Genomic DNA, 13,426 nt, shown 5'->3' with positions numbered 1-13,426 from the left:
TGCCGTAACCGGGGCGGAAAAACTAGCAAATGAGGGCAGATACGGCAACGTTTCTTACCCCTTCGGCGCCCGCCCGGCAGCCTTTACGACGCCAGCGCCCGCACAGGCGTCTCGTCCGCGTCATCGGTCGCGGGGGCTTCGGCGGCGCGCGGCAGGGCGGCATGGAACGTGCTGCCCTCGCCGGGTACCGACTCCACCCACAGGCGGCCGCCGTGACGCTCCACGATACGGCGGCAGACGGCCAGCCCGATGCCCGTGCCGTCGTACTCGTCGCGGGCGTGCAGGCGCTGGAAAATCTGGAACAGGCGGTCGAAGTCCGCGGGATCGATTCCGATGCCGTTGTCCGTCACCGACAGAATGACCCTTCCGCCCCCTGCTTCCTCGTCCTCACCCTCCTCCAGGCGCCAGTCGACGGAGATGACGGGCGCACGGTGGGGGGCGCGGTACTTCAGGGCGTTGCCCACCAGATTCTGCACCAGCCGCACCAGCTGCGAGCGGTCCCCCAGCACCGGCGGCGCATCGGGCGCCACGGTGACGGCGGCCCCGGACTCGGCCACGGCGATGCCCAGGTTGTCCACCGCCTCGGCCAGGATGCCGGCCGTGTCCTGCGGGGTCGGGTCCTCGCCCCGGGTGCCGACACGGGAATACTCCAGCAGGTCGCGGATCAGCTGTCCCATGCGCTTCGCGCCGTCGGCCGCTGTTTCAGCATAGCCACGCCCCTTGTCCGAGAGCCGGTCGCCTTCCCGCCGCAGCAGCAGCGACAGGTAGGACGACACCATGCGCAGCGGTTCCTGCAAGTCGTGCGAGGCGATGTAGGCGAACTGCTCCAGGTCGCGGTTGCTGTCCTCCAGCGCCCGGGACTTTTCACGCAGCGCGGTCTCCGCCTGCTTGCGTCGGGTAATGTCGGCATGAACGCCGATGACGCGCACCGCCCGTCCCTGCGCGTCGACCTCCACCGCCCGCCCGCGGTCGGCGATCCAGGTCCAGCCGCCGTCCTTGCGGCGCAGGCGGTGCTCGGCCGCAAAGACTCCGTTCGCCGGAGCCTCCACATGCGCCATGAGTGCCGCCATCGCGCGCGGTTTGTCCTCAGGATGCATGAGCGCCTGAAAACCCTGCACCGACAGGTCCACCTCGCCGGGCCGGTATCCCAGCATGGCCGGCAGGCGCGGGCCGAAGACGACGCTGTTGGTCACCACGTTCCAGTCCCAGAGGCTGAGGTTGCCGTTCGCGAGCGCGGCACCGAGGCGTTCCTCGCTCAGGCGAAGCCCTTTCTCGGCGCGCGCCCGCCGGCGCTCTCCGCGGACGAACAGGGCGAGCGCCAGGGCCACGGCCAGCACCATCACGACGCCGCCGGCCGCGGCGATGTCGCGGCGGCGGCTCCAGTCCGCCAGCACGCCCTCGCGCGCAATCTCGACGAGGCCGATCAGCGGAAAGTCCCTGGCCAGTCCCATCCCGACCACGGCGCCGGCGGCTTCGAGCGCCCTCTCCGGGTCGGCGTCTTCGCCGTTGCGGAGGCTCTTAAGCGCCGCGGAGAGCCGCCGGCGCAGCGCTGCGGTGTCGTCGACCGGCGTCGGCCCGCCGTTCGCGAGCGGCGCCAGAACGGTTCCGTCGGCAAGCATGAGCATGACCGTCGCACCTGACATGCGGGCCTGCTCCGCCGCCCATTCTTCCAGGCGGCTCAGGTCCACCAGCGAGACGGCGTAGCCCTCGAAGGACCGGGCGTCATTCCACCGCGCACGGCTGATCGCAATGGTATCCGGGACGCCCGTTTCCCGCGCCGACGAGATGATCATGTCCTCCCAGCCGTCGCGGTGCCGTTCCAGAACCTGCTGCCGCCAGGATCGGGAGACCTCGGGGAAGCGCACGCTTGCGGCGATGCGCTGACCGCGCGAGCCGAAGACGGCACCCGAGTGCATGCCCGGCAGCAACGCCGCCTGGCTGTCCAGGTCGAAGTCGATGCGGGCGGGCTGGTGAGGGTTGCGGTAGGCGACCCGGTTGGCGTCAACCGCCGCCTTGTCACCGAACAGCGCCAGCATGGCGGCGTCCGAGGCCACCTGCCGCGCCAGATGCGTGGCGTCGATCTGCGCCAGCCGCAGCGTCGCGGCGCGCTCCTGCAACAGGACCGAGGTGCCGGCGAAAAGGCCGAGCGCGCAGAGGCCGACCGCCCCGAGAACGGCGGCAAGCGTGACGCGGCGGGACCGGGCCGCGCTGTCGGTGGCGGCGGGCATCACCGCTCCAGCGCGGTGCGCACCGCTTCGACCAACGCCGGATCGAGCCCCAGCGCGCGGACGATCCCGGGCTGATGGGTCATGAGGTCCGCCCGCGTCTCGGCCAGCACCGCGGACGACGGCCGGACGATGCGCACCCCCTCCGCCTCCAGCCGCGCCACGGCGTCTTTCTGCGCGGCAGCGGCCAGGGCGCGCCCGTCCTCCACCACCGCATCCCAGGTTTCGGTCATGGCGGTGCGCACGTCGTCGGGCAGGCGGGCCCACAGCCGCGGCGAAACGATGGGTACGTACTGGGCGAAGTACTGGCTGTCCAGGTAGGCGCCGTCGATGCCGCGTGTCCACAGGCTGGCGCTGACCACCGTACCGGCACTCGTCAGCGTTCCGTCGACGGAGCCCGCTTCCAGGGCGGGCGGCAGGTCCGGCCAGGGGATCAGTACCGCTTCGGCACCCAGCGCCCGGATGCGGGCGGCGTTGCCCTCTCCGCCCGCGACTCGCAGGCGCAGGCCCTTGATGTCGGCGGGGCCTTCGATGGTCGCGCTGCGTGTGAAGAGGTGCGTCCTGCCAAGGTCGATCCAGCGGCCGAGAACGTGAACGCCCGTCGCCGCCTCCAACCGGGTGTTCAGGCTCCGTCCCGCCGCCCCGTCGCGGATGGCATGGTTCATGGCGTCCTCGCGGCCGTAGAACATGGGCAGCAGGAAGACCGCGAAGTCGGGCTCGTACCGGTCCAGGTGCCACATGCCCGGCGCCGCCACATCGACGCGGCCGGCGGCGACGGCCTCGACCACGTCGCGCCCGCGAAAGAGCGCTGCGCTGTCGTGGACCTCCACCGTCACCCGGCCGTCGAGCCGGTCCTGCAGGCGCTCCGCGAACAGGCGCAGCACCCGCGTCTGAACGTGATCGGCCGTGTTTTCCGTTGAAATGCGGATGGTTGGTGTGGCTGCGCGTGCATCCACCGCGCGTCCGCCGATCCCCACCGCCAGGATCGCCAGAAGCCCCGCCATGAGCATGGCGGTTGCCGCCGGCCGCGAAGCTTGGCGGAACAGGCCATTGCACCCCACGCGCATGGCCACCCCCTCAGAACGTTTATACCACTTCTAATCAGAAGGTATGCCAACCGCCAAACGACGGCAAGCGAACTCGGACGGGCGGTGGCGATATATGGCCAAGACGAAGGCGGCCCCGCTGGAGCGGTGGCCGCCTTGCTGTCGGGATCGCCAAAGGGGCGATCAGAAGGGGATTTCGTCGTCCAGGTCGGACGGCGGGGGCTCCCAGCCGCCGCCACCACCGCCGCCGCCGGGTCCGCGGCCGCCGCCGCCCTGGCCGCCGCCAAAGCCGCCCTGGTCGTAACCGCCCTGGTCGTAGCCACCGCCGCCGTAGCCGCCGCCGCCACCACCGTAGCCGCCACCCTGGCCACCGCCGCCGCCTTCCCCGCCGCGGCCGCCCAGCAGGGTCAGTTCGCCCTTGAAGGGCTGCAGCACGACCTCGGTGGAGTAGCGGTCCTGGCCGTTCTGGTCCTGCCACTTGCGGGTCTGAAGCTGGCCCTCGATGTAGACGGACGAGCCCTTGCGCAGATAGCGCTCGGCAATGTCGGCCAGCGGCGGCGAGAAGATCACGACGCGGTGCCACTCGGTGCGCTCGCGCTTTTCGCCGGTCTGGCGGTCCTTCCACGTCTCGGACGTGGCGATGGACAGGTTCACCAGCTTGTTGCCGTTCTGCATGGTGCGGACTTCCGGGTCGCGGCCCAGGTTGCCGACCAGGATGACCTTGTTGACGCTGCCTGCCATGAAAGGGGTCTCGTTTGTCTGGAGTCGTCGTTCAATCGCGAATGGCCGCACACTCTAACCGGTCGCGTCGGCGCCGCAAAGCCCCGTGTTCGACGGCTGTTCGGTATCCGACCGCCGGGCTGTGTTTCAAGAGGTTGCCAACGGCTTACCGCCTGATATTCTTACCGTTCGCGCGCCAGCGGCGATCGTTTGGCGCAGACAAACAAGCGGAGGCTTTGCAAATATGATCAAGCGTGCAGCCATCGGCGCCGTTTCGGCGCTTGCGCTCACCCTGGGGGCCGGCCAGGCCATGGCCGAGATGAAGATCGGCGCCCTGGTGCCGCTGACCGGCGACCTGCAGGCCTATGGCGAAACCTCGCTCAACGGCATCAAGCTTGCCGCCAAGCACATCAACGAGCAGGGCGGCGTGCTGGGCGGTGACGCCGAGATCGCGGTCGGCGACACCCAGACCACTCCGCAGGTCGGCGTCGACGCCGCGCAGAAGCTGGTCAACGTCGAGGGCGTGGCGGGCATCGTCGGCGCCCTGTCGTCGGGCGTGACCATCCCGGCCGCCTCCAGCGTCACCTCGCAGGCGGGCGTGCCGCAGATTTCGGGCGCGTCCACCAGCCCCGAGATCACTACGCTGAACGACAACGACTTCCTGTTCCGCACGGTGCCGACCGACGCGGTGCAGGGCATCGCCCTGTCGGAAATCACCAACACCCAGGGCCACAAGAGCGTCGGCGTGGTCTACATCAACAACGACTACGGCGCCGGCCTGGCCCAGGCCTTCAGCGAGGCCTACAAGGCGTCGGGCGGCAAGATCGCCGGCTCCGTGGCCTACGAGAAGGGCCAGGCGTCCTATCGCGGTGAACTGCAGCGCGCCGCCGAGGGCGGTGCCGACGCGCTGGTGCTGATCGGCTACCCCGAGAACGGCATCACGATCATCCGCCAGGCCCTGGAAGGCGGCTACTTCAGCAAGTTCGTGCTGTCCGACGGCATGAAGGCGCCCGAGATCATCGACTCAATCGGCGCCGACTACATGAACGGCTCGGTGGGCACCGCCCCGGCCGCCGCCGGCAAGGGCGCGGAGATGTTCAAGGAGGCCTATGAGGCCGAGTTCGGCGAACTGCCGCCGAAGCCCTACATCGACAGCGCCTATGACGCCACCTTCCTGCTGGCGCTGGCCGCCGAGAAGGCCGGCTCCGACGACCCGAAGGCCGTGCGCGACGCCCTGCGCGACGTCTCGTCGCCCCCAGGCATCGAGGTTCTTCCGGGCGAGTGGGAGAAGGCCAAGAAGCTGATCGCCAACGGCCAGGACATCGACTACCAGGGCGCCGCCGGCCCGGTGAACTTCGACGTCAACGGCGACGTGCTGGGCACCTACGAGGAGTGGACCGTCGAGGACGGCAAGATCGTTTCCAAGCGCATCTTCCTGCCCGAGAGCTGATCGGCCCCGCCGATACCCTCACGGAAAAGGCCCGCGGAGCGATCCGCGGGCCTTTTTCATGGTCGAAAGCCCCAAGGGCGCTACCCCGAGAAGCGTCCCGAGCGCGGGAAGCCCGACGGCGGCAGCTTGCCGGTCCCTGCCCGCTTGCCGCGCCAGGGCGTCAGGTCGGTTTCGGTGCGGGTCTTCTCGCCCCACTTCCACGACAGACCAGCCTCGGCGCGGAAGACGGTCAGGTCGCGCATGCCGCCGTCCTTGTACTTCTGCAGGATCACGCCCCGACCGCGCTGCATTTCCGGCACTTCCTCCAGGTCGAAGACCAGGAGCTTGCGGTTGTCGCCGACCACCGCGACGCTGTCCTGCCCCTCGGTCAGCGCGACGCAGTGGGTCGCCGTGTCGTCCTTGCCCGGGTTGAGCACCTGCTTGCCGCCGCGCGTCTGCGCCACGACCTCGTCTTCCGACACCACGAAGCCCCGGCCCGAGCGCGACGCGAGCAACAGCTTGCTTTCCGGCCGGTAGACCAGCATGGCCGTGATATCGCTGTCGTTGGGCAGGTCGACCATCAGGCGCACGGGCTCGCCGAAGCCACGCCCGCGCGGCAGGCGGTCGCCGGTGATGGTGTAGAAGCGGCCGTTGGTGCCGAACACCAGGATCTTGTCGGTCGTCTGGGCGTGCAGGGCCAGCTTGAGGCTGTCGCCTTCCTTGAAACGCTGGCTGTTTTCCGCACCCACGTCCACATGGCCCTTCACCGCCCTGATCCAGCCCTTTTCTGACAGGATCACAGTGATGGGCTCGCGCTCCACCAGCGCCTCCAGCGGCACCACGACGGCCGAGGGCGCCTCTCCGATTTCGGTGCGGCGGCGGCCCAGTTCGGTGGATTGGCCGAACTTCTTCTTTGTTTCCCGGATCTGTCCGGCGATCGTCTTCCAGCGCAAGCCCTCGTCGCCCAGCAGGGCCTCGATGCCCTCCTTCTCCTCGGACAATTGGTCGTGCTCGCGCTTCAGCTCCATTTCCTCGAGCTTGCGCAACGACCGCAGGCGCATATTGAGGATCGCCTCGGCCTGGACGTCGGTCAGCTCGAAGGCCTTCATCAGTTCGGCCTTGGGCTCGTCCTCCTCGCGGATGATGCGGATCACCTCGTCCAGGTTCAGGAAGGCGATGATGTAGCCCTGCAGCACCTCCAGCCGGTGGTTGATCTTGCCCAGCCGGTGTTCCGAGCGGCGCTTGAGCACCACCTCACGGTGATGGAGGAACTCGAGCAACACCTCTTTCAGAGACAGAACACGCGGGACGCCGGCGGCGTCGAGCACGTTCATGTTCAGCCCGAAGCGGATTTCCAGGTCGGTCTGCTTGAACAGGTGCTCCATGAGCACGTCGGGATCGACGGTGCGCGAGCGCGGCTCCAGCACGACGCGCACGTCTTCGGCCGACTCGTCGCGCACATCGCCCAGAATGGGCAGCTTCTTGGCGTTGAGCAGGTCGGCGATGCGCTCGATCAGCTTGGACTTCTGAACCTGGTAGGGAATTTCCGTGATGACGATGTGCCACAGGCCGTGGGACAGCTTCTCCACCTCCCACTTCGCCCGCACGCGGAAGCCGCCGCGCCCGGTGGCGTAGGCTTCCCGAACGGCGTCGGCGGTCTCTACCAGCACGCCACCGGTCGGGAAGTCGGGGCCCTGCACGAATTGCAGCAGGTCCTCGCTCTTGACGCCCGCGCCAAGATCGTACTCCAGCAAGGACACTTCAGCCAAAGCACCCTCGTCGGCAGGAGCGCCGGACTCTTCCCTTCTCTTGGCCTTCTTGATGAGGTGCAGCAGCGCATCGCACAGTTCGCCGGCGTTGTGCGGCGGGATGTTGGTCGCCATGCCCACCGCGATGCCCGACGACCCGTTGGCCAGCAGGTTGGGGAAGGCCGCCGGCAGGACGATGGGCTCCTGCTCCTCGCCGTCGTAGGTGCCGCGGAAGTCCACCGCATCCTCGTCCAGGCCCTCCATGAGGGCCATGGCCACTTCCGTCAGGCGGGCTTCCGTGTATCGCATGGCGGCGGCATTGTCGCCGTCGATGTTGCCGAAGTTGCCCTGCCCCTCCACCAGCGGATAGCGCACGGCGAATTCCTGCGCCAGCCGCACCATGGCATCGTAGACGGCCGTGTCGCCGTGCGGGTGGTACTTACCGATGACGTCGCCGACCACGCGGGCGCACTTCTTGAAGCCCTGCCCCGGGTCCAGCCGCAACAGGCGCATGGCGTACAGAAGCCGGCGGTGCACCGGCTTCAAGCCGTCGCGTACGTCGGGCAGCGACCGCGACACGATGGTCGACAGCGCGTAAGCCAGGTAACGCTCGCTCAGCGCATCGGCCAGCGGCGCGGGGCGGATGTCCTCGGGTTTGGCGGGTTTCGTCGTCATCGTGTGGGTGCGCTTCTCTGCCTTCTGCGTGCATGGGGCGGCGGGAGCCTGAGGCTACGCCCTTCGGTGGATCGAAATATAGGGGATCAACCGGTCATCCGGTCAAGAAATCGTGCCCGCTGCGGCGGAACCGGCCGCCCGAGCGCGGGGAACAGCCGCCGCTCCAGGAAGAAGCCGGTCAGCCGCAGCCCCGCCACCACCGCCGGTCTATCCGTCGGCGCCTCGGCATCGATGAGGAACCCCGGCAGCGGCAGCAGGCGGTCGGCATATGGAACCCCCGCCTCGGCCGAGACCGCCCGCCCGGTGCGCGGGCTGACCCACGCCAGCCCCTCCGTCGCGCCCGTGGCGGCGCATTCGGACAGGTCCAGGCCGTACCCCAGTTCGGCAATCAGCGCGGCTTCCCACCGCACGGTCAGCGGCGCCCAGCCGTCGTCGCGGGCGAGCGCGTCGATGAGCAGGCGCAGGCCCTCGAACAGCAGGGGATGGGGCTCGCGCTCCGGCAGGGCGTTCTCCGCCAGGGCACAGACCGAGGCCAGGCAGGCCAAGCGATCGCGGTCGGCCATCAGACCGGCCACGCGGGCATCCAGAAGCTCGCCGGTGAACTGGCCGAGGTGCTCCTCCAGCCGGCCGCGCCAGGTGACGTCCAGCAGGTTGCCCGGCTGCCAGAGGCCACGCGCCGCCTTGCCCGAGGCGCCGCGCACGAGCCCGCCGTGGCGCCCGTGTTCCCGCGTAAGGACATGAACGACGGCGCTGGTTTCGCCATGGCGGCGGGCCGCCAGCACGATGCCTTCGTCCCGCCAGTCCATGCGCCTCCTCCCCGGGGCCTACAGCACGCCGATGGCAACCGCGCCCAGGCCCAGCACCATGGCCGATATGCCGAAGCCGAGCATGAGCGCATCGGCATTGACCTGGGCGGCCGTGCGCGCCTCGCCCCGCCGGGCGCGGCGGTCACGCAGGGAAATCATGGTGCCTAGAAGCACCACACCCAGTCCCAGAACCATCATGCCCAGCGCCAGAGACATGGCGTGTCGCCTCCCCTGCCCGCTCAGGCGTCGAAGTCCAGGCCCCAGGCCGTGTAATGGTCGCGGCGTTCGTGCCAGTCCTCGGCGACCTTCACGTGCAGGAACAGGTGGACGCGGCGCTCCAGCAGCGCTTCCAGTTCCGTTCGCGCGGCGGCGCCGATGCGCTTGATCTGTGCGCCCTGCTTGCCGAGCACGATGGAGCGCTGGCTGTCGCGCATGACGTAGATGATCTGGTCGATGCGCACGCTGCCGTCCTTGCGCTCCTCCCACGATTCGGTCTCGATGGAGACGCTGTAGGGCAGCTCCTGATGCAGGTTGAGGAACAGCTTCTCGCGGGTGATCTCGGCCGCCAGCAGGCGCTGCGGCAGGTCCGACACCTCGTCCTCGGGGAACAGCCAGGGGCCTTCGGGCATCCGCGCGGCCAGGTAGTCCACCAGGTCGCGCACGCCGTCGCCCTTCAGCGCCGAGATCATGAACACATCCGAGAACGCGCCGGTGTCGAACAACTCCGCCGACAGGCTGAGCAGCGACGGGCGGGGCACGGCGTCGATCTTGTTGATGACCAGAACGGCCTTGCGCTTGGCCTCCAGCAGGCCGTCGATGATGGCGCGCACGTCCTCGGAGAAGCCGCGGCGCGCGTCCACCAGCAGCATGACCATGTCGGCATCTGCAGCGCCTGTCCAGGCGGCGGAAACCATGGCGCGTTCCATGCGGCGGTTCGGCTTGAAGATGCCCGGCGTGTCCACGAAGATCAGCTGCGACTGGCCCTCCATGGCGATGCCGCGCACGATGGAGCGCGTCGTCTGCACCTTGGGCGAGACGATGCTGACCTTGGTGCCGATAATCGTGTTGACCAGCGTCGACTTGCCGGCGTTGGGGGCGCCCAGGACGGCAATGAAGCCGGCGCGGGTGGGCTCCGGCCCCTCTGCGGCGCGCGCGGGCAGAGGCTCGTTGTCGTTGGTCTCGGGCGTGTCGGAGGGGGTCATGGTCACTGGCCTGTCACCTTGGCGAGCAGCGTCTCGGCGGCCATCTGCTCCGCCTTTCGCTTGGAAGTCCCGGTGCCGGTGGCGGGCGCGATGCCCTGGACCGTGACGGCAACGACGAAACGGGGATCATGGGCCGGCCCGGTGGTCTCCACCGTCTCATAGGCCGGTAACGGCTTGCCCTGCCCCTGGGCCCATTCCTGCAGCGCGGTCTTGGCGTCCTTGGGCGGGCGGACATCGGCTTCCATCAGGTCGGTCAGCGCCCTGAGCAGGAAGCGGCGCGCCGCCTCCAGCCCGCCGTCCAGGTACAGCGCGCCGATGACGGCCTCGCAGACGTCGGCCTTGAGACTGGCGGAGTTGCGCGAGCCCGCTTCCTCCTCGCCGCGCGACAACTGGACGTGGGCGCCCAGGTCGAGGCGGTCGGCGACGATCACCAGCGCCTCCTTCCGCACCAGCGCGGCATGGCGGCGGGCGAGCGGACCCTCGGCCTCCTCGGGATAGCGGGCCAGCAGCATGTCGGCCACCACCAGTCCGAGCACCCGGTCGCCCAGGAACTCCAGGCGCTCGTACCCCACGGGAAACGGGCCGCCGGCGCTGCGATGGGCCAGGGCCTCGGCCAGCAGGCGGGGATTCTTGAAATGGTGGCCCAGGCCATTCTCAAGGCGGGCGCGATCGGCGGGAACTGTGGCGGTCATGCCGGCTACGTGGAACCTCAGTCAACAGAATCGAAGAAACGCGACCAGCGGATCGCGGACGGCCACTTCCAGACCTCCCACAGGCGGGCGGTGCCGTCGTTGGAGAAGAACAGGAATTCGGCGCGCCCCACGAAGTTCTCCAGCGGCACGAAGCCCACGTCGGCGCGGCTGTCGGCGGAGTTGTCGCGGTTGTCGCCCATCATGAAATAGTGCCCCTCGGGCACCGTGTACAGCCGCGTGTCATCGGACATGCTGGTTTCGCTGGCCTCGATGATGCGGTGCTGCGTGCCGCCGGGCAACGTCTCGATGTACTGCTTGAAGCGGTGCGTGTTGCCGTGGGCGTCGCGGAAGACATAGTCCTCGACCTGCTCGCGGGGCACCTCCTCACCATTGAGGTACAGGCGGCCGGCCTTCATCTGCACCGTGTCGCCGGGCAGGCCGATGACGCGCTTGATGTAGTCGGTGCGGTCGTCGCGCGGATACTTGAATACCGCCACATCGCCCCGCTCCGGCGGGTCCTCCAGCATCCTGCCCTCGAACGGCGGCAGGCCGAAGGGGAAGCTGTGGCGCGAGTAGCCGTAGGAATACTTGGAGACGAACAGGTAGTCGCCGATCAGCAGCGACGGGATCATGGACCCGGACGGAATGTTGAAGGGCTCGAACGCCACCGTGCGCACCACCACGGCGATGAGCACGGCGTAGATGATCGTGCGGACCGTCTCGCCGAAGCCGCCCGACTTCTTTTTGTCGTTAAACAAGCGCTCTCACCCTGTTGATAAACAAGAAAATCCCGCCGAACGACGCGCGGCAGGCCGCAAGGATCAAGCCAGCCCGCGCGTCACAAGTCAAGGCGGCGGTTCATCCGGCTCGGGCCGCACTTTCGTCAGGCACTGCCGGCGGGCACGGCGGTGATGATGACCATGGCCTCGGCGATAGGGTATTCATCGGTCAAGGTCAAGTTGATCCGCGCCTCCATGCCCGGCGGCGTCATCTCCTTCAGGCGCTCCAGTGCGCCGCCGGTCATGACGATGGTGGGCTGGCCGCTGGGCAGGTTCGCCACCCCCAGGTCGCGCCAGTAGACCCCGCGCCGGAAGCCGGTGCCCAACGCCTTGGAGGCCGCCTCCTTGGCCGCGTAGCGTTTGGCGTAGGTGCCGGGATACTGGCGGCCCGCCTCGCGCCGGCGCTCGGCCTTGGCGATCTCCGTCTCCGTGAAGATGCGGTTGATGAAGCGCTCTCCGAAGCGCTCCAGCGTCTTCTCGATGCGGCGAATGTCGATCAGGTCGTTGCCCAGGCCCAGGATCATCACGACGACGGGTCTCCTCTGTGTTCGGAGGCGTTGAACGGTCTACAGCACGCCGGCGCGCGCCTCGTCCATCAACGCCCGCATTCCGCGGATCGCCTCGGGCAGGCCGCCGAAGATGGCCTCGCCCACCAGGAAGTGGCCGATGTTCAACTCGGCGATGGTGGGAATGGCCGCGATGGGCTTGACGGTGGCGTAGCTCAGTCCGTGGCCTGCGTGGCACTCCAGGCCCAGGCTTTCCGCCTCGGCGGCGGCCGTGACGATGCGCTCCAGCTCGCGGGCGCGCCCGGTCTCGCTCTCGGCGTCGCAGTAGGAGCCCGTGTGCAGCTCCACCACCGGCGCGCCCAGGTCGGCGGCCGCCTTGATCTGGCGCGCATCCGGCTCGATGAACAGCGACACGCGGATGCCCGCCGCCCCCAGGTCATGGACGATGGGCTTGAGGTGTTCGAACCCGCCGACGGCGTCCAGGCCGCCTTCGGTGGTGCGTTCCTCGCGCTTTTCCGGCACAAGACAGCAGGCGTGCGGCTTGTGGCGCCGCGCGATGCCGACCATTTCCGCCGTCGCAGCCATCTCGAAGTTGAGCGGCAGGGTGAGCGTGTCCATCAGCCGCGCGATGTCATCGTCGCGGATGTGGCGGCGGTCCTCGCGCAGATGTGCAGTGATGCCGTCGGCGCCGGCCTCGGTCGCCACCTGGGCGGCCCGCACCGGATCGGGATGCCGGCCGCCGCGCGCGTTGCGCACGGTCGCGACGTGGTCGATGTTGACGCCGAGACGAATGCCGTTGCTCACTTCTTGCCCTCCGAGGCTTGCGCGTTTGCGGTTTTATCGGGGTCACCGGCGCCGACACCCTCGCCGCCTGTCTCGGCGGTTTGCGTCAGCGCGGCCAGGCGCTCCAGGCGCCGCATGGTGCGGATGCGGTCATAGGATGTCAGGAGCCGTTTCAGCGGGAAATAACAGGCCGCCCAGGCCAGCAGCGCCCAGGGCAGCGACCCGACGAGCATGGGCCACCACACCGGCCACACGTTCTCGACCAGCATCTTGGCGTCGGTGGTGATGACGCCTTCCCACAACGCGGCGAACACGGCACCGAAGTCCAGAGCCTGGGCTGACTGGGTTTCCTGCCCCAGCAGAAAGGTGCCGGTGTGCCAGCTCAGAATCCAGATGAAGGGGAAGGTCCACGGGTTGCCCACGATCGTGCCGATGGCGGAGGCCAGAACATTGGCCCGAAGCGCCCAGGCCAGCGCCGCCCCGACCAGAAAGTGAAAGCCCACCAGCGGCAGAAAGGACACCGCCGCGCCGCAGCCAAATCCCGCCGCGATGGTCCCCGCCGTGCCCTGCAGGCGGTAGAGCTTCAGCGCATACAGCCGCCCCAGCCGGCGCCAGCCCGGGCGCGGCCATACGAAGTCCCGTACCTTGACGGAAAACGTCTTTGGGACACGGCGCTTGAACATCGCGGGGTGAGAGGTCCTGAACGGAGGCGCGCCGGACAGGCCCGCCGGGTGAGGTTTCCATGCTTCCGATATTGTGCGGAGACCGGCACCGGTCCAGCCCGCGGGCCGACCCTAATCCCCCCGCAGCGCATC

13 protein-coding genes are annotated in these 13,426 nt (G+C 68.8%); 1 reads left to right on the top strand and 12 read right to left on the bottom strand.

Annotation, left to right across the window (positions count from 1 at the left end):
- Window positions 1–83: 83 nt before the first annotated feature.
- The 3 genes from LG334_RS11455 to ssb form a co-directional block, all read right to left on the bottom strand.
- Window positions 84–2,228, bottom strand: a complete 2,145-nt coding sequence (locus LG334_RS11455) for an ATP-binding protein (protein ID WP_404386215.1) — start codon at window positions 2,226–2,228, stop codon at window positions 84–86.
- Window positions 2,228–3,292: a TRAP transporter substrate-binding protein DctP gene (gene dctP / locus LG334_RS11450; RefSeq protein ID WP_404386213.1), complete on the bottom strand. Its 1,065-nt coding sequence runs from the start codon at window positions 3,290–3,292 to the stop codon at window positions 2,228–2,230. The genes LG334_RS11455 and dctP overlap by 1 nt, the downstream gene beginning before the upstream one ends.
- 162 nt (window positions 3,293–3,454) lie before the next feature.
- Window positions 3,455–4,012 (bottom strand): single-stranded DNA-binding protein, encoded by a 558-nt coding sequence (gene ssb / locus LG334_RS11445; protein ID WP_404386211.1) that lies wholly within the window; start codon window positions 4,010–4,012, stop codon window positions 3,455–3,457.
- A 223-nt stretch (window positions 4,013–4,235) separates the two neighbouring features.
- On the opposite strand from ssb, the gene LG334_RS11440 reads away from it, so the two are divergent.
- On the top strand, window positions 4,236–5,441 hold the full coding sequence (locus LG334_RS11440; RefSeq protein WP_404386209.1) for an ABC transporter substrate-binding protein: 1,206 nt from the start codon (window positions 4,236–4,238) through the stop codon (window positions 5,439–5,441).
- Window positions 5,442–5,521: 80 nt separating this feature from the next.
- On the opposite strand, the gene LG334_RS11435 is transcribed toward LG334_RS11440, so the two are convergent.
- The 9 genes from LG334_RS11435 to LG334_RS11395 form a co-directional block, all read right to left on the bottom strand.
- Window positions 5,522–7,843 (bottom strand): DNA topoisomerase IV subunit A, encoded by a 2,322-nt coding sequence (locus tag LG334_RS11435; RefSeq protein ID WP_404386207.1) that lies wholly within the window; start codon window positions 7,841–7,843, stop codon window positions 5,522–5,524.
- Between the two features lie 86 nt (window positions 7,844–7,929).
- On the bottom strand, window positions 7,930–8,649 hold the full coding sequence (gene recO / locus LG334_RS11430; RefSeq protein WP_404386205.1) for a DNA repair protein RecO: 720 nt from the start codon (window positions 8,647–8,649) through the stop codon (window positions 7,930–7,932).
- An 18-nt stretch (window positions 8,650–8,667) separates the two neighbouring features.
- Window positions 8,668–8,865 (bottom strand): hypothetical protein, encoded by a 198-nt coding sequence (locus LG334_RS11425; protein ID WP_404386203.1) that lies wholly within the window; start codon window positions 8,863–8,865, stop codon window positions 8,668–8,670.
- A 23-nt stretch (window positions 8,866–8,888) separates the two neighbouring features.
- On the bottom strand, window positions 8,889–9,851 hold the full coding sequence (gene era / locus LG334_RS11420) for a GTPase Era (protein WP_404386362.1): 963 nt from the start codon (window positions 9,849–9,851) through the stop codon (window positions 8,889–8,891).
- Between the two features lie 2 nt (window positions 9,852–9,853).
- Window positions 9,854–10,543, bottom strand: a complete 690-nt coding sequence (gene rnc / locus LG334_RS11415) for a ribonuclease III (RefSeq protein ID WP_404386201.1) — start codon at window positions 10,541–10,543, stop codon at window positions 9,854–9,856.
- 17 nt (window positions 10,544–10,560) lie between these two features.
- Window positions 10,561–11,301 carry a signal peptidase I gene (gene lepB, locus LG334_RS11410; RefSeq protein WP_404386199.1) on the bottom strand — a complete coding sequence of 247 codons (741 nt, stop codon included), beginning with the start codon at window positions 11,299–11,301 and terminating at the stop codon, window positions 10,561–10,563.
- A 125-nt stretch (window positions 11,302–11,426) separates the two neighbouring features.
- Window positions 11,427–11,846, bottom strand: a complete 420-nt coding sequence (acpS, locus tag LG334_RS11405) for a holo-ACP synthase (RefSeq protein WP_404386360.1) — start codon at window positions 11,844–11,846, stop codon at window positions 11,427–11,429.
- A gap of 42 nt (window positions 11,847–11,888) precedes the next feature.
- Window positions 11,889–12,632: a pyridoxine 5'-phosphate synthase gene (locus tag LG334_RS11400; protein WP_404386197.1), complete on the bottom strand. Its 744-nt coding sequence runs from the start codon at window positions 12,630–12,632 to the stop codon at window positions 11,889–11,891.
- A complete protein-coding gene (locus tag LG334_RS11395) occupies window positions 12,629–13,294 on the bottom strand; it encodes a DUF2062 domain-containing protein (protein ID WP_404386195.1) in 666 nt (221 codons plus the stop codon). Before LG334_RS11395 ends, LG334_RS11400 begins: the two co-directional genes overlap by 4 nt.
- Window positions 13,295–13,426 lie beyond the last annotated feature (132 nt).

It is taken from the genome of Caenispirillum salinarum (assembly GCF_044803115.1).
GTDB classification, from domain to species: Bacteria; Pseudomonadota; Alphaproteobacteria; order Rhodospirillales; family Rhodospirillaceae; genus Caenispirillum; species Caenispirillum salinarum_A.
This window is presented reverse-complemented; position numbering and strand designations above follow the sequence as displayed.

What these genes read in the sequence shown, in the direction of transcription:
- LG334_RS11455 (WP_404386215.1), bottom strand. Translation starts at nt 2,228, where the DNA reads ATGCCCGCCGCCACCGACAGCGCGGCCCGGTCCCGCCGCGTCACGCTT.
- acpS (WP_404386360.1), bottom strand. Translation starts at nt 11,846, where the DNA reads ATGATCCTGGGCCTGGGCAACGACCTGATCGACATTCGCCGCATCGAG.
- ssb (WP_404386211.1), bottom strand. Translation starts at nt 4,012, where the DNA reads ATGGCAGGCAGCGTCAACAAGGTCATCCTGGTCGGCAACCTGGGCCGC.
- LG334_RS11435 (WP_404386207.1), bottom strand. Translation starts at nt 7,843, where the DNA reads ATGACGACGAAACCCGCCAAACCCGAGGACATCCGCCCCGCGCCGCTG.
- dctP (WP_404386213.1), bottom strand. Translation starts at nt 3,292, where the DNA reads ATGCGCGTGGGGTGCAATGGCCTGTTCCGCCAAGCTTCGCGGCCGGCG.
- recO (WP_404386205.1), bottom strand. Translation starts at nt 8,649, where the DNA reads ATGGACTGGCGGGACGAAGGCATCGTGCTGGCGGCCCGCCGCCATGGC.
- era (WP_404386362.1), bottom strand. Translation starts at nt 9,851, where the DNA reads ATGACCCCCTCCGACACGCCCGAGACCAACGACAACGAGCCTCTGCCC.
- rnc (WP_404386201.1), bottom strand. Translation starts at nt 10,543, where the DNA reads ATGACCGCCACAGTTCCCGCCGATCGCGCCCGCCTTGAGAATGGCCTG.
- LG334_RS11425 (WP_404386203.1), bottom strand. Translation starts at nt 8,865, where the DNA reads ATGTCTCTGGCGCTGGGCATGATGGTTCTGGGACTGGGTGTGGTGCTT.
- LG334_RS11395 (WP_404386195.1), bottom strand. Translation starts at nt 13,294, where the DNA reads ATGTTCAAGCGCCGTGTCCCAAAGACGTTTTCCGTCAAGGTACGGGAC.
- LG334_RS11440 (WP_404386209.1), top strand. Translation starts at nt 4,236, where the DNA reads ATGATCAAGCGTGCAGCCATCGGCGCCGTTTCGGCGCTTGCGCTCACC.